At 70.6% G+C, this 23,059-nt stretch carries 22 protein-coding genes; 7 read left to right on the top strand and 15 right to left on the bottom strand.

Features of this window, described 5'->3' with window-relative positions; genetic code table 11:
- Window positions 1–102 precede the first annotated feature (102 nt).
- Entirely contained in the window at window positions 103–576 is a 474-nt protein-coding gene (locus PQS31_RS08695; protein ID WP_272762313.1) for an Lrp/AsnC family transcriptional regulator, read from the bottom strand.
- A gap of 129 nt (window positions 577–705) precedes the next feature.
- Here PQS31_RS08695 and phhA point away from each other — a divergent pair, with 129 nt between their 5' ends.
- A complete protein-coding gene (gene phhA, locus PQS31_RS08690) occupies window positions 706–1,608 on the top strand; it encodes a phenylalanine 4-monooxygenase (RefSeq protein ID WP_272762312.1) in 903 nt (300 codons plus the stop codon).
- Window positions 1,609–1,874: 266 nt separating this feature from the next.
- Here the strand turns inward: phhA and PQS31_RS08685 are convergent, their stop codons facing one another.
- The 4 genes from PQS31_RS08685 to PQS31_RS08670 all read right to left on the bottom strand — a co-directional run bounded on the left by PQS31_RS08685 (window position 1,875) and on the right by PQS31_RS08670 (window position 6,603).
- Window positions 1,875–4,022 (bottom strand): TonB-dependent receptor, encoded by a 2,148-nt coding sequence (locus tag PQS31_RS08685; RefSeq protein WP_272762311.1) that lies wholly within the window; start codon window positions 4,020–4,022, stop codon window positions 1,875–1,877.
- Complete coding sequence (gene azu, locus PQS31_RS08680) at window positions 4,019–4,474, bottom strand: azurin (protein WP_272762310.1); 456 nt, start codon at window positions 4,472–4,474, stop codon at window positions 4,019–4,021. Before azu ends, PQS31_RS08685 begins: the two co-directional genes overlap by 4 nt.
- A 303-nt stretch (window positions 4,475–4,777) precedes the next feature.
- Window positions 4,778–5,407, bottom strand: a complete 630-nt coding sequence (locus PQS31_RS08675) for a response regulator transcription factor (RefSeq protein ID WP_272762309.1) — start codon at window positions 5,405–5,407, stop codon at window positions 4,778–4,780.
- Complete coding sequence (locus tag PQS31_RS08670) at window positions 5,404–6,603, bottom strand: histidine kinase (protein WP_272762522.1); 1,200 nt, start codon at window positions 6,601–6,603, stop codon at window positions 5,404–5,406. The genes PQS31_RS08675 and PQS31_RS08670 overlap by 4 nt, the downstream gene beginning before the upstream one ends.
- Window positions 6,604–6,652: 49 nt before the next feature.
- Here PQS31_RS08670 and PQS31_RS08665 point away from each other — a divergent pair, with 49 nt between their 5' ends.
- Genes PQS31_RS08665 through PQS31_RS08655 form a run of 3 tightly spaced genes read left to right on the top strand, consistent with a single transcriptional unit; the run spans window position 6,653 to window position 8,875 of the window.
- A complete protein-coding gene (locus tag PQS31_RS08665) occupies window positions 6,653–7,084 on the top strand; it encodes a DUF2141 domain-containing protein (RefSeq protein WP_272762308.1) in 432 nt (143 codons plus the stop codon).
- Window positions 7,085–7,109: 25 nt separating this feature from the next.
- Window positions 7,110–8,627 (top strand): carotenoid oxygenase family protein, encoded by a 1,518-nt coding sequence (locus tag PQS31_RS08660; protein WP_272762307.1) that lies wholly within the window; start codon window positions 7,110–7,112, stop codon window positions 8,625–8,627.
- On the top strand, window positions 8,624–8,875 hold the full coding sequence (locus PQS31_RS08655; RefSeq protein ID WP_272762306.1) for a hypothetical protein: 252 nt from the start codon (window positions 8,624–8,626) through the stop codon (window positions 8,873–8,875). Before PQS31_RS08660 ends, PQS31_RS08655 begins: the two co-directional genes overlap by 4 nt.
- Before the next feature lie 82 nt (window positions 8,876–8,957).
- Here the strand turns inward: PQS31_RS08655 and PQS31_RS08650 are convergent, their stop codons facing one another.
- Entirely contained in the window at window positions 8,958–10,163 is a 1,206-nt protein-coding gene (locus PQS31_RS08650) for an amino acid aminotransferase (RefSeq protein WP_272762305.1), read from the bottom strand.
- 139 nt (window positions 10,164–10,302) lie between these two features.
- Between PQS31_RS08650 and PQS31_RS08645 the strand changes: the two genes are divergently transcribed.
- Complete coding sequence (locus PQS31_RS08645; protein ID WP_272762304.1) at window positions 10,303–11,328, top strand: class 1 fructose-bisphosphatase; 1,026 nt, start codon at window positions 10,303–10,305, stop codon at window positions 11,326–11,328.
- Window positions 11,325–12,023 (top strand): 2OG-Fe(II) oxygenase, encoded by a 699-nt coding sequence (locus tag PQS31_RS08640; protein WP_272762303.1) that lies wholly within the window; start codon window positions 11,325–11,327, stop codon window positions 12,021–12,023. The genes PQS31_RS08645 and PQS31_RS08640 overlap by 4 nt, the downstream gene beginning before the upstream one ends.
- A gap of 978 nt (window positions 12,024–13,001) precedes the next feature.
- Here PQS31_RS08640 and PQS31_RS08635 read toward each other — a convergent pair.
- From PQS31_RS08635 to PQS31_RS08625, 3 genes are all read right to left on the bottom strand, one after another.
- Window positions 13,002–13,436 (bottom strand): response regulator, encoded by a 435-nt coding sequence (locus tag PQS31_RS08635; RefSeq protein WP_272762302.1) that lies wholly within the window; start codon window positions 13,434–13,436, stop codon window positions 13,002–13,004.
- A complete protein-coding gene (locus PQS31_RS08630; RefSeq protein WP_272762301.1) occupies window positions 13,433–14,503 on the bottom strand; it encodes a PAS domain-containing sensor histidine kinase in 1,071 nt (356 codons plus the stop codon). Before PQS31_RS08630 ends, PQS31_RS08635 begins: the two co-directional genes overlap by 4 nt.
- A gap of 96 nt (window positions 14,504–14,599) precedes the next feature.
- Window positions 14,600–15,697 carry a PA0069 family radical SAM protein gene (locus PQS31_RS08625; RefSeq protein ID WP_272762300.1) on the bottom strand — a complete coding sequence of 366 codons (1,098 nt, stop codon included), beginning with the start codon at window positions 15,695–15,697 and terminating at the stop codon, window positions 14,600–14,602.
- Between the two features lie 170 nt (window positions 15,698–15,867).
- On the opposite strand from PQS31_RS08625, the gene PQS31_RS08620 reads away from it, so the two are divergent.
- Window positions 15,868–17,187 (top strand): sigma-54 dependent transcriptional regulator, encoded by a 1,320-nt coding sequence (locus PQS31_RS08620; RefSeq protein ID WP_272762299.1) that lies wholly within the window; start codon window positions 15,868–15,870, stop codon window positions 17,185–17,187.
- 69 nt (window positions 17,188–17,256) lie between these two features.
- On the opposite strand, the gene PQS31_RS08615 is transcribed toward PQS31_RS08620, so the two are convergent.
- The 6 genes from PQS31_RS08615 to PQS31_RS08590 form a co-directional block, all read right to left on the bottom strand.
- Complete coding sequence (locus PQS31_RS08615; RefSeq protein WP_336314345.1) at window positions 17,257–18,564, bottom strand: hypothetical protein; 1,308 nt, start codon at window positions 18,562–18,564, stop codon at window positions 17,257–17,259.
- Between the two features lie 85 nt (window positions 18,565–18,649).
- Window positions 18,650–19,405, bottom strand: a complete 756-nt coding sequence (locus tag PQS31_RS08610; RefSeq protein ID WP_272762297.1) for a hypothetical protein — start codon at window positions 19,403–19,405, stop codon at window positions 18,650–18,652.
- Between the two features lie 11 nt (window positions 19,406–19,416).
- The gene (locus tag PQS31_RS08605) at window positions 19,417–20,118 is read right to left on the bottom strand and encodes a C39 family peptidase (RefSeq protein WP_272762296.1); all 702 of its coding nucleotides are present in this window, start codon (window positions 20,116–20,118) and stop codon (window positions 19,417–19,419) included.
- A 106-nt stretch (window positions 20,119–20,224) separates the two neighbouring features.
- Window positions 20,225–21,820 (bottom strand): adhesin, encoded by a 1,596-nt coding sequence (locus PQS31_RS08600; RefSeq protein WP_272762295.1) that lies wholly within the window; start codon window positions 21,818–21,820, stop codon window positions 20,225–20,227.
- 56 nt (window positions 21,821–21,876) lie between these two features.
- Window positions 21,877–22,497 (bottom strand): hypothetical protein, encoded by a 621-nt coding sequence (locus PQS31_RS08595; protein ID WP_272762294.1) that lies wholly within the window; start codon window positions 22,495–22,497, stop codon window positions 21,877–21,879.
- Window positions 22,494–23,012 carry a hypothetical protein gene (locus PQS31_RS08590; protein WP_272762293.1) on the bottom strand — a complete coding sequence of 173 codons (519 nt, stop codon included), beginning with the start codon at window positions 23,010–23,012 and terminating at the stop codon, window positions 22,494–22,496. The genes PQS31_RS08595 and PQS31_RS08590 overlap by 4 nt, the downstream gene beginning before the upstream one ends.
- Window positions 23,013–23,059: the final 47 nt, after the last annotated feature.

The following is a 23,059-nucleotide window of genomic DNA, read 5'->3' as shown; positions in this document are numbered from 1 at the left end:
TCCCTTTGGAATCAGTGACTTGCGATGGTGCGCGTGCGCCCGGGTCCCATAATTCGCACCACATTGGTTCATCGCAGCGAAGACGCACCAGGGAGGTGCGGGTCAGGCAGGCAGCGGCAGCCCGCGCCAGGCCTTGACCGTGCGCAGCACGAAACTGGAATTCACGTCGTCGACCGCGGGCTGGTTGAGCAGACGGTCGAGCAGGAAGCCGGAGAAGTGTTCCAGGTCGCGCACGGCGATCTGCAGCAGGTAATCCATGTCGCCGGTCAGCGCATGGCAGGCGATCACCTCGTCCCAGCCGTTGACCAGGTCGGCGAAGCCCGCCACCGCCGCGCTGTCGTGGTGCTTGAGCTGCACGCGCACGAAGGCCTGCAGGCCCAACCCGAGTCGCTCGGCGCTGACGTCGGCGCGGTAGCCGGCGATCACGCCGTCGCGTTCCAGCCGCTGCACGCGGCGCAGACACGCGGATGGTGAGAGGTGAACGCGCTCGGCGAGATCGGTGTTGGTCAGCCGGCCGTTGCGCTGGAGCTCGGCCAGCAACAGCAGGTCGGTGCGGTCGAGTGGGGCGGAAGACATGGATATTGTCCTGAATCGGCATCGTGCGCACGATTATTGCGCGCTCCGCAGCTTGGCGCGCAATGACGCAAGCCTGTTGCAGGCGATCGGCGGTATCGTCGGTGGACACGCCACGCCCATGGAGTCGCCATGTCCGCCCAGCCGTCGAACGCCCCGCGCCGCGTCGAGAACCTGCACACCGAGAAGGGCAAGGTGCCGGTCTACGCCACCGGCATCGTCGAGCAGCCCTGGGACACCTACAGCGCCGACGACCATGCGACCTGGGCCACGCTGTACGCGCGCCAGCGCGAACTGCTGGTCGGCCGCGCCTGCGACGAGTTCCTGCAGGCCCAGGACGCGATGGGCATGACCCCCGAGGCGATTCCGAAATTCTCCGAACTCAACGAAGTCCTCGAGACCGCGACCGGCTGGACGCTGATGGGCGTCGAGGGCCTGCTGCCGGAACTCGACTTCTTCGACCACCTCGCCAATCGCCGGTTTCCGGTGACGTGGTGGATCCGCCGGCCGGACCAGATCGACTACATCGAAGAACCCGACCTGTTCCACGACCTGTTCGGCCACGTGCCGCTGCTGATGAATCCGGTCTTCGCCGATTACATGGAGGCCTATGGCAAGGGCGGCGTCAAAGCCCACGGCATCGGTCCGGACGCGCTGCAGAACCTGACGCGGCTGTACTGGTACACGGTGGAGTTCGGCCTGATCCGGCAGGCCGGCGGCCTGCGCATCTTCGGCGCCGGCATCGTGTCGTCGAAGGGCGAGTCGATCTACTCGCTGGAGTCCGACGCCCCCAACCGCATCGGCTTCGATCTCGAGCGCATCATGCGCACGCGCTACCGCATCGACACCTACCAGAAAACCTATTTCGTCATCGACAGCTTCGAGCAGCTGATGGACGCGACCCGGCCGGACTTCACCCCGATCTACGCACGCCTGGCGACGCAGGACACGGTGGGCGCCGGCACGGTGCGTGATGAGGACCGCGTCTTCCATCGCGGCACGGGCGAGGGCTGGACGGCGGGTGGGGATGTTTGAGGGCGGGGATTGGTGATCGGGATTCGGGATTTGGAACAGCGTGCAAGCACGCGCTTTTCAAGGCTCGGCAAGGCGCCCCAACGCATTCGTCACCCCCCGCGCATGCGGGGATCCATGGACTTCGATTTCGAGTGACGTCCATAGATGACCAGCCGTTCGGCAGTTGACGAACAACTCGCGCGTGCGCGGGAATGGCGGGGTTCGAGGTGACCTCCGCCGCCGGCGCGATGCTTCAATCGCGCCTCTTCACCGTTTCCAAATCTGCTTCACCGGTCCCAGGTCCACTGCGCGCCGACCAGTACTCCGCGCCCCGGGCCCGGCTCGAAGAACCGGCCGTTGCCTTCGTTGACGATGACCGAGCCGATGTAGGCGTGGTCGAGCAGGTTGTGGACGCGGACGAAGGTGCGCAGGTCGCCGGCCGCGAAGCGCCAGTGGCGTGCGCCTTCGAGATGCAGCAGGGCGTAGCCCGCCGCGCGCGCAGTCGCCAGATCGTCGACGACCACGTCGCCGACGCCCACCCCCTCGATCGCCGCGCTCCACGGCCCGTCGCGCCAGTCGAGCCGCGCGAACAGCTGCCGCGCCGGCACGCCCGGAATGCGTGCGCCCGCCGCCACCGGCGTGGCCGGCACCGTGCAGCCGGCGCCGGTGCAGACCCGATAGTCGTCGCGGAAGGTGGCATCGAGCCAGGTCGCGGCGACGCTGAGATCGAATGCGTCTCCCAGCGGCTGGCGCAGTGACAGCTCCGTGCCCTGGCGCCGCGCACGACCGATGTTCTGGAAGCTGCTGCGGCCGCCGACGTTGCGCGCGACCGCGAGTTCGTCGTCGGTGTCGGCGCGGAACAGCGCCACGTTGAGCGACGCGCCCGAACGCGCCTGCCACTTGGCGCCGACTTCGAGGTTGTCGCTCACCGCCGGCGCCAGGTCGAACGCGAGCCCGGCGCCGCCGTCGGCGCGATAGCCGAGCTCGTTGAAGGTCGGCGTCTCGAAACCACGCCCGGCCGAGGCGTAGACGCGCAGATCGTCGCGCGGCGCGAACGTGACGCCCACCACCGGCGAGGTCTGGCGGAACGCGATGCGGCCGCTGTCGTCGGGATTGGTCGCGGTGACGTAGGCATCGCGCGAGACGAACTCGACCTCGCTGTGACGCACGCCGGCCAGCAGCGACCAGCGCGGCGCGAACGTCCAGTAGACCTGCGCGAACTGGTCGATGTTCTCGACCGTATTGCGCTCGTCGCGGCGCAGGCGGCCGCGCACACCGAGCGTGTCACCGACGAAGTTCTCGAACCCCTGCCGGTGCTGGCGCTGGCGATCGGCATTCGCGCCGACGGTCGCCTCGAGCGGGCGCCCGGCCAGCGCGCCCTCCCAGCTCCAGCGCAGGTCCAGCCCGCCGTAGCGGTTGTCGAGATCGATCACCCCGCCGGAATTGAGCGGATTGGCCTGCGCCGCGGCCGGAATCGGCAGGATCTGCACGACCGCACGTTCGCCGCCATAGGCCATCGCGCGCAGCGTGTGCGCCGCGCCGAGGCCGTGTTCGTAGACCGCGCCGGCCTGGGTCTGGCGCACGGTCTTGCGCGTATCGAACTGGCGCGCGACGGCGGCGACCTGGCGCGGGGTCTCGCGCACCTGCGCGGCGGTGAGGCCCAGCGGATCCAGCGCGTCGACGTCGACGTGGTTGGCCACCAGGTCCAGCCGACGGCGGTCGCCGAGATCGAAGCGCAGCCTCGCGTTCGCCGAATCGCGGCGCGCGGCGCTGTGGTCGCGCCAGCCGTCGGTGTCGAACCGCGACAGCGCGAGGTTGTAGCCGGCCGCCTGCGTGCCGCCGCGCAGCTGCGTCGACAGGCTGGTGGTGCGGTCGCGGCCCTCGCTGACCTTGAAGCGCCAGTCGTCGCCCGGCGCGCCGTCGGCGCTCCAGATCTGCACCACGCCGCCGGACGAGTTGCCGTAGAGCGCCGAGAACGGGCCGCGCATGATCTCGATGCGGTCGCCGCCGACGAGGCTGAAATGCGACAGCTGGCCCTGGCCGTCCGGCATCGAGGCCGGAATGCCGTCGGCGAACAGGCGCACGCCGCGCACGCCGAAGGTGGAGCGGGCACCGAAGCCGCGGATCGACAGCTGCGTGTCCTGCGCGTGGTTCTGGCGGTCGCGCGCGAGCAGGCCGGGCACGCCCGCCAGCGGTTCGGACGCGACGGTGCCGGCGCGGTTGCTGGCGGCGTCGTCGAGCCGGATCGCATCGACCGAGGCCGGGGTGTCGAAATCGCTGACGCCGCGCAGGCGCGTGGCATCGACGCGCACACGCTCGAGTGTCCGCGGCGCCGTCGCGAGGTCCGCGTCGTCTGCAGCGGCTTGCGCCCAGACCGGCGCGCCGGCGGCCGCGATCGCCATCGCCAGCACGGTGCGGGAGGCGACGCGGCTCATTCGATCACCAGCTTGCCGCGCATCACGTTCCAGTGGCCCGGAAACGAGCAGAAGTAGGTGTAGTCGCCGCCGCGCTGCAGGCCGCGCACGGGAAAGGTGATCGTGGTCGATTCGCCGCCGCCGATCACCTTCGTATGGGCGATGACGCGCGCATCGTCCTTCGGCAGATAGCTGTCGGCCAGACGTGCACGGCCGCCGGCGATCGCGACCTGGCGGTAGTCGGCGGTGCGCGTGAGCACCCAGTTGTGGCCCATGGCCGTGGCCGGTACGCGGCCGCTGTGGCGCAGGGTCAGCCGCACCTGGGTGCAGTCGGCGGCCACGCGCAGCTCGGTCTGCGCGAAGCGCATGGAATCGTCGCTGTCGACGGTCAGCGGACAGACGCGCGCGAATGCACCGGTGGCGGGAATCGACAGCAGCAGCGCGAGCGCGCCGCGCCAGACGCGGTTCGACATGACATCTCCGGGAAGAGCGGGGGCAATGCGGCGCATCGCGTCGTGCATTGTCGCAAACGCGGGCGTGAACGGCCTGGGACGGGGTGTCGCAGGGGCGTCATCGCGAGGCCCGCGCATCTCCGTCGATCGGTGAAGCCTCGGCGCACGCCGGGCGGCTGGCGCCGTCGCGTTCCGGTCGGCGCATCCGCGCGACGTGGTGCCCCGTCGACGGCGGCCACGCGGGATGAACCCGCCATCGACCGTCGCCGCCCCTCACGCCATCGCATACATGACGGCGCGCCGCGGATGGACGCGCGTGCGGCCTCAGATCACCTGCAGGGTGATCGCCTTCAACACCGCGCGCGTGCGGTCGCGGGTGCCGAGCTTTTCCAGAATCGCCGACACGTAGTTCTTCACCGTGCCCTCGGCCAGAAACAGGCTGCGGGCGATCTCCTTGTTGGAATAGCCGCCGGCCAGCAGGCGCAGGATCGCGACCTCGCGTTCGGTGAAGGTCTCGCGCGGCGCATGATCGTCGTGGAAGCGGTAACGCGCGCGCACCGGTTCGGTGCTGACCGGCTGCAACAGGGTGTCGCCGGCCGCGACCCGCGCGATCGCATCGCGCAGGTCGTCCGGCGCGGCGTCCTTGAGCAGGAATCCCTGCGCGCCGGCATCGGTGGCGCGCAGCAGCAGGTCGCTGTCGTCGAAGGTCGTCAGCAGCAGCACCGGCGTCGTGTCGCCACGCGCGCGCAGGGCGACGAGGGCGTCGATGCCGTCCATGCCCGGCATGCGGATGTCGCTGAGCACGACGTCGACCGGCTGCGCGGCCAGGCGTTCCAGCAGCGAGGTGCCCGAATCGGCCTCGAACACGATGTCGATGCCGTGGCGTTCGAGCAGCGCGCGCAGGCCGGCGCGCACCAGGGCCTGGTCGTCGGCCAGCGCGACGCGCACGTTCATGCCGGCAGCTCCGCATCGATGCGCATCGCGCCGCGCGCGGTGCGCGCCAGCCGCAAGCGGCCGTGCAGCGCCGCCAGGCGCTCGCGCATGCCGCAGATCCCGTTGCCCTCGCGCCAGCCTTCGCGCACGTGTCCGTCGTCCTCGATGGTCACATGCAGCACATCGCCGTCGCGATGCAGGGCGACGTCGAGCGTGTCGGCATCGGCGTGTCTCGCCGCGTTCGTCAGGGCTTCCTGGACCAGGCGGAGCACGGCCTCGGCGATCGCCGGGTCGGTCACGCGCACATCGTCGGCGATGTCGAGCTGCAGGCGCGGGCGGGGCATCGGCGCCGCCAGCGCGCGCAACGCGGTCGCCAGGTCGAGACCGCCGCTGTCGCGCAGGGCCTGGACAACGTTGCGGATGTCGCCCAGCAGTTCGCCCGAGAGCTGTTCGGCGATGCGCAGCTGCGCATTGCCGGCGAAGCCCGGTTCGTCGGCGAGTGCGCGCAGGTTGAGCCGCATCGCGGTGAGCTTGTGCCCGGCCACGTCGTGCAGTTCCCGCGCCACGCGCAGGCGCTCGGCATCGCGGGCGCTGTCGGCGAGCAGGGCACGGGTGGCCAGAAGATCGGCATTGACCTGGGCGAGCGCATCACGCGCACGCTCGGCGCTGCGCGCGTAATGCATGCACAGCGCGGCGAACGCCTGGAAGCCGATGAAGATCAGGACCGACATCAACGGCGCACGCAGCCCGCCGGCATGCTTGAGCACGAGGTAGTAGGCGACGTTGACCGCGAGCACCGCGAGCACCGCCCGGCGCGAGGGCCAGTCGGCGAAGACCGCACCGGCCCAGATCACCAGCAGCACCGGCGCGGTGCCGATGCGCGGGTCGAGCGCGATCAGGGCGAGCGCGATCACCGGCAGCGCCGCGAGCACCGCGTGCTCGGCGAGGCGCAGCCGGGGCGGCCACAGTGACAGCGACAGGAAACCGGCCGCGAACAGTCCGAGCAGGCACCACGCCAGCGGCCGGCTGCCCTCGTCGAAGTAGCGGATCGACAGCGAGATCGCGCCGAGGGTCAGCAGCGCGGCGAGGTTGAGCGGGTTGAGCAGGCGGCTGCGGTCCATGCCGGCATGCTGCCGCCCGCCCCGCGCGGCGGCAATGGGCGGCGCGGCGAAAGTGACTTCCGGCACGGCGGATCGATGACCACCGGCAGCTGGCACCGGCGGGGCGGCCGCCGACACTGGCCCCACACCCAACGAGGACATCACCATGCGCCGCATCCCCGCCCCCTTCTTCATCCCCGTCGCCCTGCTGGCCGCCGCCGCGCTCGCCGCGCCCGCGCATGCGGGCGACGTCACGGTCTCGATCCACGAGGCGCGCAGCCAGAGCGGCCAGTTCCAGGTGGCGCTGGTCGACGCCGACGGCTACGCCGGCCGCAGCGGGCCGGTCGCCGCGCAGCGGGTCGCGCCGGCGGGCGCCGTCACCCCGGTCACCTTCGCCGACCTGCCGGCGGGCCGCTACGCGCTGATGGTGATCCACGACGAGAACGGCAACGGCACGCTGGACACGAACGTGATCGGCATGCCGGTCGAGGGTTACGGCTTCAGCAACAATCCGCGGGTGATGCGCAAGCCGACCTTCGACGAAGCCGCATTCGAGATCGGCGCCGACGCGCTGGCGCTCGACATCGCGATCCGCTGATCCGCCCTCGCCCCAGGAGCCCGCCATGGACCGTCGCCGCTTCCTTCGCACTCTGCTCTCCGGCGCCACCGTCGCCGCGCTGGGCCCCGCGCTGCTGCGCGGCGGCGAGGCCCTGGCCGGAGACCCGGCCGAATTCGCCGCCGGCCTGCGCGAGCGTCCCTATCTCGCGGGCTGGCGCCAGGTCGCCGCCGAGGCCTTCGGTCCCACCACCGTGCAGCTCGAAGGGCGGCTGCCGGCCGACTTCGCCGGCACGCTGTATCGCAACGGCCCGGCCTGGTTCGAGCGCGACGGCTTCCGCTACGAACACTGGTTCGACGGTGACGGCATGGTCCACGGCTGGCAGTTCGGCAACGGTGCGGTCACCCATCGCGGGCGCATGGTGCAGACGCCCAAGTTCCAGCGCGAACAGCGCGCCGGCCGCTTCAACACGCCGGCCGCCGGCACCACGATCGCCGAGCCGGTGGCCATCCGCAACAACGACGACGCCAATACCGCCAACACCTCGGTGGTGACGATCGGGGGGCGCCTGTTCGCGCTGTACGAGGGCGGCTCGGCATTCGAACTCGATCCCGACGAACTGGCCACGCTGGGGCCGACGACATGGCGGCCCGATCTCCAGGCGCTGCCGTTCTCGGCGCATCCGCTGCGGGACCGCGACGGCAGCTGGTGGAATTTCGGTGCGCTGTCGCTGATGGGCGGCGGCGGCCTGCTGCTGTGGCACATCGGCGCGGATGCGCGCCTGATCGACGCGCATGTGCACACCCTCGATGCACCCGGCTATCTGCATGCCTTCGCGCAGACCGACCGGTATCTGGTGTTCCTGATGACGCCGTTCGATCGTACGGCCGGCGGCTCGTTCTTCGAGAGCATGGCGTTCGCCCCGCAGCGCCCGTGCACGGCGCTGGTGATCGACAAGACCGCGCCCGACCGGGTGATGCGCCGGTTCGAGGTCGACTTCGCGGCGATCTACCACTTCGGCGACGCCTTCGAACGCGGCAGCGAACTCATCGTGCGGGCCGCGCACCACGACGACGTGGAGCATGCGCGCTCGCCGCATCGCGCCGCGATGTTCGGCCATGCCGGCGCCGCCTCGCCGGCGCAGCTGGCTGAACTGCGGCTGGATCTGCGCGCGGGCCGCGCGCGGTGGCACATGCTCGGCGTGCCGGGCATGGAGCTTCCGCTCTTCGACGCCCGCACGGCCGGCGACCGCGGCGCGCGCCTGTACATGCCCGCGACCGTCGGCGAGGCGAGCGCGCCCTATTTCAATGCGGTGCAGATGATCGATGCGGCGGCGGACCTCCGTGCGGTGCACCGGTACGGGCGCGACATCCTCGTCGAGGAGCACGTCTTCGTGCCGCGCCCGGGCAGCACGCGGCCCGACGACGGCTGGCTGGTGGGCACCCTGCTCGACCCCACCCGCGACCGCAGCGGCATCGCGGTGCTGGATGCGCAGCGCATCGGCGACGGTCCGCTCGCGACCGCGTGGCTGCCGTACGCGTTTCCGCTGGGCTTCCACGGGCATTTCGCCCAGGCCGCGGCATGAACCCGTCGGACCGTGCGCGCAGCTGGCGTGTCCTCGCGCTGTGCGTCGCCCTGGTGCTGTGCGTGTGGGTCGGCTGGCGCGACTTCGACCCGTGGATCGCGCGCGACGACGTGCGCGAGGCGATCCGCCTCACCGTGCGGCGCAGCGTGCAGATCGCGGTGCAGTTCGTCGCACCGGGTGTCCTGCTCGCACTGCTGACGCGCGAGCTGCGCGCGTTCCGGCGGGCACGCGTGCGGCGCCCGACGTGACGGAAGGCGCCGCGCGGGTGCGGCAGTCGTTCGTGACCGGTGACAACCACCTCCCCGCACGCGGGGAGGACGGCGAGCGTGATCAGCCGCGGCTGACCGTCGCGACCGCGTCGGCCACGTAGTCCAGGGTCTTCAGGCTCAGCGCGGCCACGCAGATGCGCCCGGTGCCGACGGCGTAGATGCCGAACTCCTCGCGCAGACGCTCCACCTGTGCCCGGCTCAGGCCCGAGTACGAGAACATGCCGGCCTGGTCCTGGATGAACGCGAACTCCGGCGCGCCCTTGGCGGCGAGCTTCTCGACCAGACCCGCGCGCAGGGCGTGGATGCGCTCGCGCATCTGGCCCAGTTCGGTCTCCCAGCGCGCGCGCAGCTCGGCGCTGCCGAGCACGCCGGCCACCAGCGCGGCGCCGTGGGTCGACGGGCTGGAGTAGTTCGCGCGGATGATCCGCTTGATCTGCGACTGCACGCGCGTGCTCTCGTCCGCCGTGGCCGAGACCACGGAGAGCGCGCCCACGCGCTCGCCGTAGAGCGAGAAGGATTTGGAATACGAACTGGCGACGACGAAGGTGGCGATGCCGGATTCGGCCAGCAGGCGCACCGCTGCCGCATCCTCGTCGATGCTGCGGTCGAAGCCCTGGTAGGCCATGTCGATGAACGGGAACAGATCGCGCTCGCGCAGCACCTCGATGACCTGGCGCCATTGCTCGACGGTGAGATCGGCGCCGGTGGGGTTGTGGCAGCAGGCGTGCAGCAGCACGACGGTGCCGGCCTCGAGCCTGCGCAGATCGGCGAGCATGCCGGCGAAGTCGACACCGTGGGTGGCGGCGTCGAAATAGGTGTAATCGACGACCTCGAAGCCGACCGCGCCGAAGACCGCGCGATGGTTTTCCCAGCTCGGGTTGCTGATCGCGATGGTCGCGTGCGGCAGCACCTTCTTCAGCAGGTCCGCGCCGGTGCGCAGCGCGCCACTGCCGCCGATGGTCTGGGTGGTGGCGACGCGGCCCTCGGCCACCAGCGGGGACTCCGCGCCGAACAGCAGCGCGCGGGTGGCGCGGGTGTAATCGGGCATGCCGTCGATCGGCAGATAGCCGCGCGGCTTCGCTTCGGCCGCCAGGCGCTGTTCGACCTCGCGCACGGCGTCGAGCACGGGAATGCGGCCGCTCTCGTCGTAGTAGATGCCCACGCCCAGGTTGACCTTGGTGGCGCGCGGGTCGGCGTTGTAGGCCTCGCTGAGGCCGAGGATGGGATCACCGGGGACGAGTTCGACGTCTGCGAAGAATGTGGACACGGAAACGGCCTGTACGACGGAGGGGGCGGATTCCGCAGCCGGAACGGCGTGCGAAACCCGCCCAGAATACAACCTGGGCCGCGGACACCGCCCGCGCGATGCGGCGACAATGGCGGCTCCCGTCGCACCGGATGTCGCCATGGCCAGCATTTCCCTCACCCGCCACCTGATCGAAGCCCAGCGCCAGGGCCAGCTCACGCCCGACCTGCAGCTGCTGCTGGAAGTGGTCGCGCGCGCCTGCAAGCGGATCTCGGTCGCCGTGGGCAAGGGCGCGCTCGGCGGCGTGCTCGGCGAGGCCGGCCACGGCGACAGCATCAACGTGCAGGGCGAGGCGCAGAAGAAGCTCGACGTGATCAGCAACGACATCCTGCTCGAGGCCAATGCCTGGGGCGGCCATCTGGCGGCGTGTGCGTCGGAGGAAATGGAGCATTCGCAGCCGATTCCCGACGGCTTTCCGCGCGGCAACTACCTGCTGGTGTTCGATCCGCTCGACGGCAGCTCGAACATCGACATCAACGCCAGCGTGGGCACCATCTTCTCGGTGCTGCGCTGCCCCGAAGGGGTCACCGCGGCCGGCGATGCCGACTTCCTGCAGCCCGGTCACACCCAGGTCGCGGCGGGCTACTGCCTCTACGGGCCGAGTACGATGCTGGTGCTGACCATCGGCCACGGCACGCACGCGTTCACGCTGGACCGCGAGCAGGGCTCGTTCGTACTGACGAAAGCGGACCTGCGGATTCCGCAGCAGACCCGCGAGTTCGCGGTGAACATGTCCAACCAGCGCCACTGGGAGCCGCCGATGCAGGCTTATGTGGCCGATCTGCTGGCCGGCACGTCCGGCCCGCGCGGCAAGGATTTCAACATGCGCTGGGTGGCCGCGATGGTCGGCGACGTGCATCGCATCCTCACCCGCGGCGGCATCTTCATCTACCCGTGGGACGCCAAGGACCCCGGCAAGCCGGGCAAGCTGCGGCTGATGTACGAAGCCAATCCAATGGCGATGCTGGTCGAGCAGGCCGGCGGCGCGGCGACCACCGGACGCGAACGCATCCTCGACCTGCAGCCGACCTCGCTGCACCAGCGCGTGCCGGTGTTCCTCGGTTCGAAGGACGAAGTGGACGCGGCGACGCGCTACCACCTGCAGCACGACGGCGCGGCCGCATGAGCGCCGCCGATTTCATCGAGGTCACGCCCGGCGCGCTGTCGCCCGAGGCCTGCGCGGCGATCGTCGCGCGCCTGCGCGAAAGCCGGGACCTGCAGCCGGGCCAGGTGGGCGGCGGCATCTATCCCGAACTCAAGCGCAGCCGCGACCTGTCGATCAACGACCGCGCCGACTGGGCCGACGTCGTGCAGCAACTCAACGTCGCCGTCTACGGCGGCCTGATGGCCTATCTGCGCAAGTACCCGCAGGTGCTGATCGCGCCGCTGATGCTGCAGCAGCCCGGCGCCGACGGGCAGCTGCGCCGGCTGGTGGCCGAGGATTTCGCCGGCATGGACGACGCTCACCTCGGCAGCCTGCTGCAGACCTGCCTGCGCCCGGGCGCGATCAACCTGCAGTGGTACACGGGCGGCGAGGGCGGGTACCCGTACTGGCACTGCGAGCTGTTTCCGCGCGACGGCAGCGCCGAAACCCTGCACCGCCATCTGCTGTGGACTATCTATCTCAACGACGGCTTCGACGCCGGCGAGACCGAATTCCTGTTCCAGCACCGCAGGATCGCACCCCGCACCGGCGACCTGCTGATTGCGCCGACGGCGTTCACACATACGCATCGCGGCAACATGCCGTTGAACGGCGACAAGTTCATCGCGACGAGCTGGATCCTGTTCCAGCGTGCGGAGGCCTTGTACGGGGGGTGAGGCGCCGGTCGGCGGGCGGCCACGCGTCGGCATGGGCGTTTCGTCCGCGCGTTGAATCCCTCGATCTGTGCGTCTGATTGCCCCGCAGCGTTGGGTCGATCCGGCGGCCCGCCTATCGGTGTAGGTGTTGGCGGTGCCGATGGCTTTGGTTTTTGTTGTGGCGGTTTTGTGGTGCCGTTTTGCTGTGGCTCTTGGCTTTGGCTTTGGCTTTGGCTTTGGCTTTGGCTTTGGCTGTCAGCGTTTGACGTGTCGAGCCGTAAAGCGAGCCGAGCACCGGAGGCTGACGCGGCCGAAGAGCAGCCCATGTCTGAGCGAAGCGAGTTTGGGCTGCGGAACCGTAAAGGTCCCAATGTGCCGCGTCAGGCGAGGAGCGCAGGGAACCGATGCGGCTTCATCGCATCGGATCGCGTCCGGCGAAGGGACTTTTTGGTTCCTTTTTGGTCCCTCAAAAAGGAACTCGCACGCGCAGCGGGCGAAAGCCGTGCACTTGCTTTGTTCGCTTGTCTTGCGTGGCCACGCGAAGCCGCGAAGAACAGAGCTTCCGCGCTGTACGCGCGGCTTACTTTTGTCTTGTCAAAAGTAAGCAAAACCGCCTTCGCCGGGCGCGAGCCGCCGCATGAAGCCGCGGCGGGCCCCTGCGCTTCTCGGTCGATGGGGCACATTGTCACCTTCACGGTGACGCAGCCCAAACTCGCTGCGCTCAGACATGGGCTGCTCTCCGGCCCCGCCGCCCTGCGATGCTCGGCTCGCTTGACGGCTCGAACATCCAAAAGCAGACAAGCCACGGCCAAAAGCCGGAGCCAACAGCACGGCAAAAGCAGCGGCAGCGGAGCGTCGCGCGCGGTTCCTCCTCGACGCGTTGCCTCCATTCGAACACCCGGCCCGATCAGATATTCCGTCGGAACGCGCGGATCCGATCAGCAGACGCAGCCCAAGGGCGACGTTCGCGCCGACGCGTACCGCGTCAGCGCACCACCCTCACCCCCGCGGGTGGTTCAACACCAGCCAGTACAACCCGATCTGCTTGACCACCTCGACGAACTTGCCGAAGTCCACCGGCTTGCGGATGTAGCTGTTGACGCCCAGCGCGTAGCTCGCTTCCACGTCGAAGGGCTCGGTGCTGGTGGTCAGCACCACGACCGGCAGGCCGCGCGTGGCCGGGTTGGCGCGCAGGGCCTGCAGCACTTCGCGGCCGTCGAGCTTGGGGAGGTTCAGGTCGAGCAGCACGATCGACGGCAGATCGGTCGCGTCACGTCCGGCGTGTGCGCCGCGGGCGAAGAGGTAGTCGAGCGCCTCGGCGCCGTCACCGACCACGACCAGCTGGCTGTCGATGCCGGCCTCCGCGAAGGCGATCCGGGTCAGCTCGGCGTCGTCGGGGTTGTCCTCGATCAGCAGGATCGTGTGGTTGCTCATGGCGCAGATGCATCCTCGTCCGGCACCGCCGGCAGTTCGATGGTGAAGGTGGTGCCGACGTCGGGTTCGGACTGCACCCGGATCAGACCGCCGTGCGCGTGCGCGATGCGCTGCGCGATCGCCAGACCGAGGCCGTGGCCTGCGCCGTCGTCGACGCCGTGCAGCCGCCTGAACGGCACGAACAGTCGGTCAGCATAGCGCATGTCGAAACCACGGCCGGCGTCGCGCAGGCGCAGGTGCATGCGGTCGCCATGGCGCTCGCCGTCGAGCGCGATGTGCACGCGCTCGCGATGCGCGGAGAACCGCCAGGCGTTGTCGATGAGCTTGCCGAGCAGTTGCTTGAGCGTGTGTTCCTCGCCCCAGGCCCACAGGTCCGGTGCGATGTGGACGTCGGCGGCCCGTCCCGGTTCCGCATCCTGCAGTTCGGCGCAGATCCACTCGCCGAGCAGGCTGATGTCCACCGGGCCCGGCGACCGCGGGGGGCGCGAGGCGCGTATCGTCTCGAGCAGCCCGTCGATCAGGCGTCCGGCGTGACCGGCGGCGTCGCGGATGCGCTGCAGATGGTCCTGCGCGGTCGCCGGTTCGATCACCTCGCCCTGCGTCGCCAGACGGCGCGCGAACTGCTCGATCACGCGTACCGGCGCGCGCAGTTCGTGCGAGATGCCGAACGCCAGGGTCTCGTGCAGCCGCTCGAGTGTCGTCAGCGCCGTGACGTCCTCGACCTGCAGCACGAGCTCGCCGGCGCCGAGCGGCTGCAGGGACAGCCGCAGATCGCGCGGATGGCCGTCGGCGGCGGTCCACGTGACGGCGATCTCCTGCGGCGCGGCGGGGTCTTCACGGCGCAGCGCACTGTCGAGCTGCGCCGCGACGTCCGGCCAGACGTGGCGGTGCGCGGGCCCGCCGAGCAGCTCCGCCGGGGTCGTGTCCAGCAGGGCGGCGAGCGCGGGATTGACGTGGCGCCAGTGCCCGTCGTCGCCGAGCACGGCCGCCGGCACGCGCAGGGCGTCGAGCAGGCGCGCGGCCGCCCCGGCGACGACGGGCGAACGCGTGGCGGCGACATCGGACATCGGCAGGTGCGGGAGCGGGTGACCGCGCAGTGTAGGAAATCCCGGCGTGGACGCGAGGTCGAGACCGCGGGGCGCCGCCGATCGGGCGGATGCCCGCTAGAACAGCACGCCCTGGGGCGACGCCGGGCGCGGCGCGGTGAACAGGTCGCAGCGCAGCGGCGGCAGACGGCCGAAGCCGTGCGCACGATGGGCGCGGGCGAAGCGCGCGTGCAGCAGGTCCGCGAACGGGCCCTGGCCGCGCATGCGATGGCCGAAGGTGCTGTCGTAGTCGCGGCCGCCGTGCAGTTGCTGGACCAGACTCATCACGTGGGCGGCGCGTTCGGGGTAGTGCAGCATCAGCCATTCCCGCCACAGCGTCTTGAGCTCGTGCGGCAGGCGCAATAGGACGTACCCCGCCGATCCGGCCCCGGCCTCGCGCGCCGCGTGCAGGATCGCCTCGAGCTCGTGATCGGTGATCGCCGGCACCACCGGCGCCACCAGCACGCCCACCGGCACGCCCGCCTCGGACAGCGCGCGCATCGCCCGCAACCGGGCGTGCGGCGCGGCCGCCCGCGGCTCCATGCGGGCGGAAAGACGCGGGTCCAGGGTGGTGACCGACAGGTGCACGGTCACCAGCCCGTCGGCCGCCATCGGTGCCAGCAGGTCGAGGTCGCGGACGACGTTGGCGCTCTTGGTGACGATGCTGAAGGGATGCCGGGCTTCGGCCATGACCTCGATCAGGGCCCGGGTGAGGCGGTAGCGGCGTTCGATCGGCTGGTAGCCGTCGGTATTGATGCCCAGCGCGATCGGCGAGCACACGTACGACGGACGCGCGAATTCGGCCCGCAGCCGTTCGGCGGCGTTGGTCTTGGCGAACAGCCGGGTCTCGAAATCCAGCCCAGGCGACAGGTCCAGATAGGCGTGCGACGGCCGCGCGAAGCAGTAGATGCAGCCGTGCTCGCAGCCGCGATAGGGATTGACCGACTGCGAGAAGCTGATGTCGGGTGAGCGGTTGCGGCTGACGATGCTGCGGGCCTGCTCCTCGGTGACCACCGTGTCCGGGGCGGAAGCCTCGTCCTGCAGCGCCTGCAGGCCGTCCCAGCCGTCGTCCTCGGGGATCGCGCTCCGCTGCTCGTAACGTCCGGCCACCCACGAGGCGCTGCCACGGCCCTTGCGGGCGGTGGCGACGGGGGGACGGAGGCGGCCGGCGGTCATCGACCCAGTCTGCCGCGCACCGGTCTCAGCCTGTGCGACGGCGGCGTGGCCGGTTCGGCCGCGTTTGCGCGTGGAAGGCAGCGGTACCCGGGGCAAGGGGAGAGGGGCATGAAGTTGGACCATCGGCCGGCATCGACCGGCCTGTCGGCGTCGCCGGACGGAGGCGCACGATGACCACGGTGAATGCGACAACCGCGCAGCGCTGCGCGATCTGGTTCGGTCTGCCGACGCCGCGCGAGCAGGCCCTGCTCGCCGCCGGCGGCTGGCATCTGCGGATCGCCGGCGGTGATGCGCGCCGCCAGGTGGGCATGCGCGGCGAGGACGTGGTGGTGCTCGTCGCCGATCTGCGCGGCGCCGATGCGGCGCGCCTGGCGACGCTGGAGGCGCTGCTGCTCGAGCACGCCGACCTGCCGTCGATCGCACTGGTCGACGGCCAGGGCGACGACGCTCCCGCACGCGCGCGGATCCACGCCCACTGCGGCCGGGTGCTGCATGCGCCGTTCGATCCGGAGGCCCTGGGCACGGCGCTCGCCGACCTGGTCGCCCGGCCACTCCGGGACATCGACAGCATCGGCGGCCGCAGCCCGGCGATGCTCGGCGTACGCGCGATGCTGCACCGCTATGCCGATGTCGACCTGCCGGTGCTGATCACCGGCGAGTCGGGCACCGGCAAGGAGCTCGCCGCGCACGCCCTGCACGAGCTGTCGCGCCGGCGCGAGCGTCCCTTCGTCGCGGTGAACTGCGGTGCGATCGCCCCCACCCTGGTGCAGTCCGAGCTCTTCGGCCACGAGCGCGGCGCCTTCACCGGCGCCACCGTGCGACGGACGGGCCTGTTCGAATCGGCCGACGGCGGCACGGTCTTCCTCGACGAGATCGGTGACCTGCCGCTCGAGGCCCAGACCAACCTGCTGCGCGTGCTGCAGGAGGGCACGCTGGAGCGGGTGGGCAGTCACCGCCCCGTGCGGGTGGACGTGCGCGTGCTCGCCGCCACCCATGTCGACCTCGAGGCCGCGATCGTGCAGGGCCGGTTCCGCGAGGATCTCTACTACCGCCTCGACGTCCTGCGCCTGCGCCTGCCGCCGCTGCGCGAACGCGGTGACGACGTCGACCTGCTGGCCCGTCAGTTCCTCGACGACTTCCGCAGCCGCCATCCGGTGCAGGCGCGCGGCTTCAGCGCGGCGGCGCGCCAGTGCCTGCGCGCCCACGCCTGGCCCGGCAACGTGCGCGAGCTGCTCAACCGGGTGCGCCGCGCAGCCGTCGTCGCCGAACATGCGCTGATCGAGCCCGACGATCTGCAGCTCGGCGCCTCGACCGCACGCGTGGTCGCGCTGGACGATCATCGCGACCGCACCGATCGTGATGCCCTGCTCGCGGCGCTGCACGCGACGGGCGGCAACGTCAGCGCCTGCGCGCAGCGGCTGCGGATCTCGCGCATGACGGTCTACCGCCTGTGCCGCAAGCACGGCATCGCGCCGGACACCTGCCGCTGAGCGCGGGCACCCGCCGGAACGCGCCTGCGGGGTGGGCATGCACGCCGGCGCTGCGGCACCGGCGCGCCGCTAGAGGGCGTACGGCACCTTCACCGAGAGATTGAAATCGGGGGCATCGGGTGTGAGACCGATGCCGAGCACACCGACGAAAGTCGCGCTCGGCGTCATCGCATGGGTCACGCCCAGGCTCAATGTGGCGGCGTTGGCGTCGCTGCCGATCAGCTTGATCCAGTCTCCGCCCTCGTAGCGCGTGCGTGCGCGTGCGTTGAGCCGGTCGCTGAAGGAAATGCTCAGACTGGTGCGCTCGTTGAATGCGAAGGCCACGCCGGCGCCGAAGTAGAACGCATCCCCCAGGGCCACCCGGCCCGGGTTCACCGTCAGCGGGTTGTTGTCCAGATCGTCGAAGTCGCGCGCGAACGAACGCACGTAACCGACGTTGCCGAACAGGATCGCCGGATCGGTGGTCTTCACCGCCGACAGGCCGACCGTCGCCTGCCACACGCCGTTGCCGGTGGGCTGCTCCTCGGGCACGGCGAAGCGGATGAACTCGTCCTCGTCGCGTTCGAGCACGCGCCACGGGATGCCGTAGGGTTCGCGCCCGGTCGGCGCGGTGACGCCGACGTTGAGCACGGTTTCCGGCCAGGCGCCGCGCTCGCCGAAGAGCTTCCAGTTCGCGCTGGCGCTGATGTCGCCGAGTCCTGCGCCGTCGGTTTCCTCCTGCGCGATGGCGGCCGCCGCGCCGCCTGCGCCGCCCTTCTGGTAGACGGTCTTGCGCGCGATGTAGGGCACGTCCAGGTTGAGACTGAGCCGTGGACTCACGCCCCAGCGCGCGGCGAGGTTGTAGTTGAGCGTGTCGGACTCGACGTTCTCGATCGCGATGTTGCCGAGGAAGATCGCATCGAGCGCCAGGAAGCCGTTGAGCGTGACCTGCTTGCGGTCGTAGCGGTTGTAGCTGATGCCGTTCTCGATCGTCAGCCGGCGGTTGAACAGTGCGGTGTTCTGCTGCTTGACGTCGGCGACGCTGCGCGACTCGGCGTCCTGGGCGCGCTGGGCATCCTCGGCGGTGCCGGCATAGCCCTCGTCGGCGCGCGGGACGGCCGGCGCCGCGGCGGGGGCCTGCGCCGGCGCAGGCGTCGGCGGCGCGGACGCCACCGGCGGCGCCTGGGTCGTGCCGGCCAGCGCCACACCGCCCACCCGGGCCTGCAACGCCTGGATCTGCATGTCCAGCTCGCGCAGCCGGCGCACCTCCTGCGCATAGCTCTGCTTCAGCGCCGAGAGCTCCTGCAGCAGCTGCTGCATCTGCGCCCGGTCGTCCGCGCTCAGCGTGGCGGCCTCCTGGGCGACGACCAGCCCCGGGGACAGCAAGGCGATGCCCAGCGCGATCGCCAGTGGCCGTCGCGCGCGTCCGTGTGTCGATTTCAAGATTGCCCCCTCCCGCATCGACGCGTGTGGATGTGTGGTGTCAGAGTCCGCCGGCGCGGGTCATTCCGATCGCCTGCATGAGGTTCTGGTGCACGCTCTGGCTGGCCGGCACCGCCTGGCGCACGAGATCGAGCTGCATCTGGTTGCCGACCCGGCTGCCGTCGCCGGTGAGCTGGATGCTCTGGCCGATGGCCCGCGCATCGATCCACTGCGTCACCGACCCCTGGCCCGCGACCTCCAGCCGCACGCGGGCGCCGGCGTCGTCCAGCGTCGCCCGGGCCGATGCATTGCCGGTCTGCACTTCGGCCGGACCCGCCGGATCCGTCGCCGATGCCGGGATCGCGCCGTCGCGCACGCGCAGGCGGATCGCGTTGCGTGCGGTGTTGCCGTCGCCGGCGACCTGGACGGCCTGCACCAGGCCGCCGACGTTCGCCAGTCCACTCGCGTCGACCTGGCCACTGCCGGCGACGGCCGGAAGCTCGCCGGCGGTGATCGTGACGCTGGGCTGGAAGCTGACGGTCGGACGCGCGCCGCGAAGGTCGAAGCCGAGCGTCATCGCGCCCTGCAGGTGCTGACCGGCGGCGGTGGCCCAGTCCGACACCATGGTCACCCCGAACCAGGCCACGCGGTTGTCGCCGACGATGTAGCGCCCCCGCATCGCGCCGAGCTCGGCATCGGAGATTTCCTGCAGGCCGCCGGCGTGGGCCGACGGTGTTCCGGGGCCGGCGAGCACCGGTGCGGCGATCGCACCCGCCACGAGGGCGAGGATCAGCCGGCATGGGATGTGTGTGGTCATGACACCCTCGTTCAGAACAGATCGGCGTGGCTGAAGCCGAAATCCAGCAGCTCGGCGTCGGTCAGCGGGCCCTGGCGGGCGAACAGCGCCTTCGCGCTCGGGCGCGCCATCGGCTGCAACAGCACGGTCTCGCGATCGAAGTCACTGGCAATGACGATGAAAATGGCGCGCGACGGCCACGACTCCAGAAACTCGGCCATCGGCACGCTGCGGTTGCCCAGGATCGGATCGGCGACCTCGACCCGGTCGCCCGCAACCTGCTTGAGCACGACGAAGTGGCGGAAGCCGCGGACATCCATCAGCACCAGCCCGGGGACGCGCAGTGCGCGCAGGCGGTCTTCCTCGATCCGGTAGCCGCGTCCGCGCATGCCCAGCGATTCGACGTAGCGCTTGATGTCCAGCAGCGAGAAACCGCGGGCCTGGACGGCATCGGGGTCGGCCAGCCCCATCATGCCTTCGATCACCGTGGCCTCGTCGACATCGAGGCGGTAGGCGTACTTGAGAATCGTCGCCAGTGCGGCCGCGCCGCAGCTGTAATCGGTGTGCTGGCGCACGATGTGCCGGTAGCGCGCCTCGCGCATGCTTTCCAGCCGCACCGGCATGATCGCGCCGTTGGGCAGGATGCCGTGCACCTGGACATCGGCGCCGCGCGCGCGCGCGGCCACGGTCAGAAACAGCAGGGCCGTCGCGACGGCAGCGATCAGACGGAGCATCGTGGAGCCTCGCAGGGAAGGAGGCCCCGCGCCACGGGGGCAGGTGGCGCGGGGCTCCGGGAGAGTCCGGCCCGGGGAGCAGGCCGGACGCACACCTCGTGGGCGCTTACTGCTCGCCGCCACCGCCCGGCGGCGGCGCCGCACCCGGCTGGGCGACCGCCATCGACAGGCTGTTGGCCTGCAGGTTGCCGGTGCCCGAGGCCACATTCACGCCGATGTTGCCCGACGCGTTGCTGAAGGCGCTGCCGGAAAGGCCGGCGCTGTTGGTCGCCGCCACCGCCACCCAGCGCGTGGTCGACACTTCGCCGCTGAGCGAGGCTTCGAGCTCGGTGTAGCCGAGTTCGACGAAGCCCAGATCGCCCGATTCGCTGCCCTGGTAGCTGCCTTGGGAATCGGTGTCGAACGCCAGGCCGCCGATCGGGCCGTGCTCGTCCGAGCCGCGGTAGGGATTGTTGACCGCGCCCTGCGAGGCGCCGTCGAAATCCGCATGCCCCGTGCTGTTGCCGGACGGATGGCTGGAACCGGACCACAGGTCGGCATAGAAGTTCGACTGCTGGTAGGCATTGCCGCGGCTCGACGAGCTGCCGCTGGTGCTGCCCTCGTAGCCGCCGAAACCCACGGCGACCGAGCCGCCGCTCATCGTGCCGCTCAGCGACACGTCGACGGTGTCGGTGAACGACTCGTAGCTGCCCGTGTTGCTGGTCAGGTTGCCCGCGGAGGCCTGGTTGGAGCTGACGCTGGCCTGGGCGTAGGCCGCGGTGGCCACGGACGCGGCCATCGCGTTCTTCTGCGCGTTGTTGTTGCCCGAGGCCACGTTAACGCCAATGTTGCCGGTGGCCGAGGAGAACGCGTTGCCACCGACGCCCGCCATGTTGGTCACGCCCTCGTTCATCGTGACGTTGCCGCTGCCCGCCTGGTTGACGAACACCTCGGCATCGGCCAGTCCGAACGCGAAGCCGGCGTCGGCCGCCGACAGCGCCGCGGCGTTGTCCTGCACGTTGTTGTCGCCGGCGGCGACGTTGAACAGCAGGTTGCCCGAGGCGCTGGACGCGACGTCGTCCTCGATGCTGGCATCGTTCTCCAGCACCTCGTTGCGGCCCAGGTTGCCGCTCACCGACTGGCGGTTGTCGATCACCGCGATCGCAGCCGAGTCGATCGCGATCTCGCCGGTCAGCGTGGGATCGCCGCTGAAGGCGATGTCGGAACTCAACGACAGGCTCTTCTCCAGATTCACCGACACGCCGTGTTCGTTGCGCTCGCGGCGGATGTCGGAGTTGACGGTCTCGCTGCGGTCGATCACCTCGGAGACCTGGTTGGTGCGGATGCGGTGCGCCTCGTCGAGGCTCTGGTCGATCGACACGCTGCGGTCGAAGCTGTCGCTGACGCTCTGGGTGTCGGTGAGGCTGCGGTCGATGGTTTCGGTGACCCGACGCTCGGTGCTTTCGACCAGGCTCTGGTCGAGGTTCTGGCGCAGCGACAGATCCGCCGTCGCGGTCAGCGCCAGATCAGCGGTCGCATTGAGCTCGAGGTTGGTGGTGGTGTTGGTGACGTTGGTCTCGTAGTTGCGGGTGTCGTCGATGGTGATGTCGTGATCGACGATGCGGCGGTCGGTCTGCGTATGCGAGGGCCCGCTGGCCTGCGCGGCCGAGGCGGCGAACGCACCGACGGCGAGCGCCAGGACGGTCGATTTCATGGTCTTCATGTGGTCTCTCTCTCTCTCTCTCGTGGTTCACGTGGAAGTTCCGTTGAAGTGCCGGGTCACGGACCGCTCTGGAGCGACATCGACATGACGTTGCCGGTGTCGTTCGCCGAGCCCGCGACCTGGTTGAGCTGCAACACACCTTCGAAGCCCTGCAGCGCAGTGGCGTCGACGGATGCCGTGCGGCGTCCCGCAGTCGCGCCCCCTCGTTCGAAATCGTGCTGTTGCCCCGCCGACGCGAAGGCCGCCGACAACGCGCGGTCGTCGTCGGTCTCGCGTATGCCCTGTTGCGCCAGTGCGAGCGCGACCGCGTTGAATGCGGAATTGCCGCGGCCACTGGCCTGATTGATGCCCGCCAGACCGGACGCGCCCGCGAAGGCGCGGTCGGCGATGACCGCCGATGCCGCATCCGGCGACGTGGCCCTGTCGCCACGTCGCGTCTGGCGGACGTCGGCACTGGCGAGCGCACGCGTGCCGATGGCGATCGCGCGCAGGTTGCTCTGCTGGTTGAGGTCGCCCGCGGCGACGTTCAGGGCCAGCGCACCGGAGGCGCCGGCGAAGGTCGTTCCCTCGATGCGCGACTGGGTGAGATAACCGAGCATCGCGCCGTAGTCGTCGGCCGCCGCCGGCGCGGCGCCCAGGCCGAGGCAGGCAACGAGCAGGCCTGCGCGCGCGCTCACGGACCGCTCCCGCTCGCCGGCTGGCCGAACGGCAGCTGCGACAGGGCGCCGGTGACCTGGGCGCCGATGCCGCGCGTGGCAGTGCCGATCGCGCCCAAGGGCCCGCCGGCAGCGCCGCCGAGCGCGCCCGGCGCCTGCAGGGCGCCGCCGTCCCGGCCCGAGCCGCTCAGCGTCGGACCCGCCAGCGTGCGCACCAGCGGCGCCGCGAGACTGCCGGAAGCGGGCATGGGTGCCTGCACCTGCTGCCCGGTGTCGAGCGCGAGGAAATCGGCATCGCTGAGTTCGGTATTCGCGAGCGCGGGGAGCAGTTGCCGGTTCGGTGTCGGGTCGACGATCAGACCGAGGCTCGGCGGAGCCGGCCGCACCGCATGACGCGCGTTGACGTCGCGCAGCAGCACCATCTCGCCGTGCTGCGGCTGGACGCCGGTACGCGCGCCGGCCGCCCGGGCATCGCCGGTCGCCAGCGCCAGGCCGACGCCGAGCGTGCACAGGACGGTGTGGATCGGAGTGCGCATCGGGCCTGCCCTCGCGTTCGGTGACGGGGAACGTCAACGCAGGGGCC

Source organism: Luteimonas sp. BLCC-B24, assembly GCF_028550595.1.
Lineage (GTDB): Bacteria > Pseudomonadota > Gammaproteobacteria > Xanthomonadales > Xanthomonadaceae > Luteimonas.
Note: the sequence above shows the minus strand (reverse complement) of the source record. Positions and strands in the feature narration are given on the sequence as shown.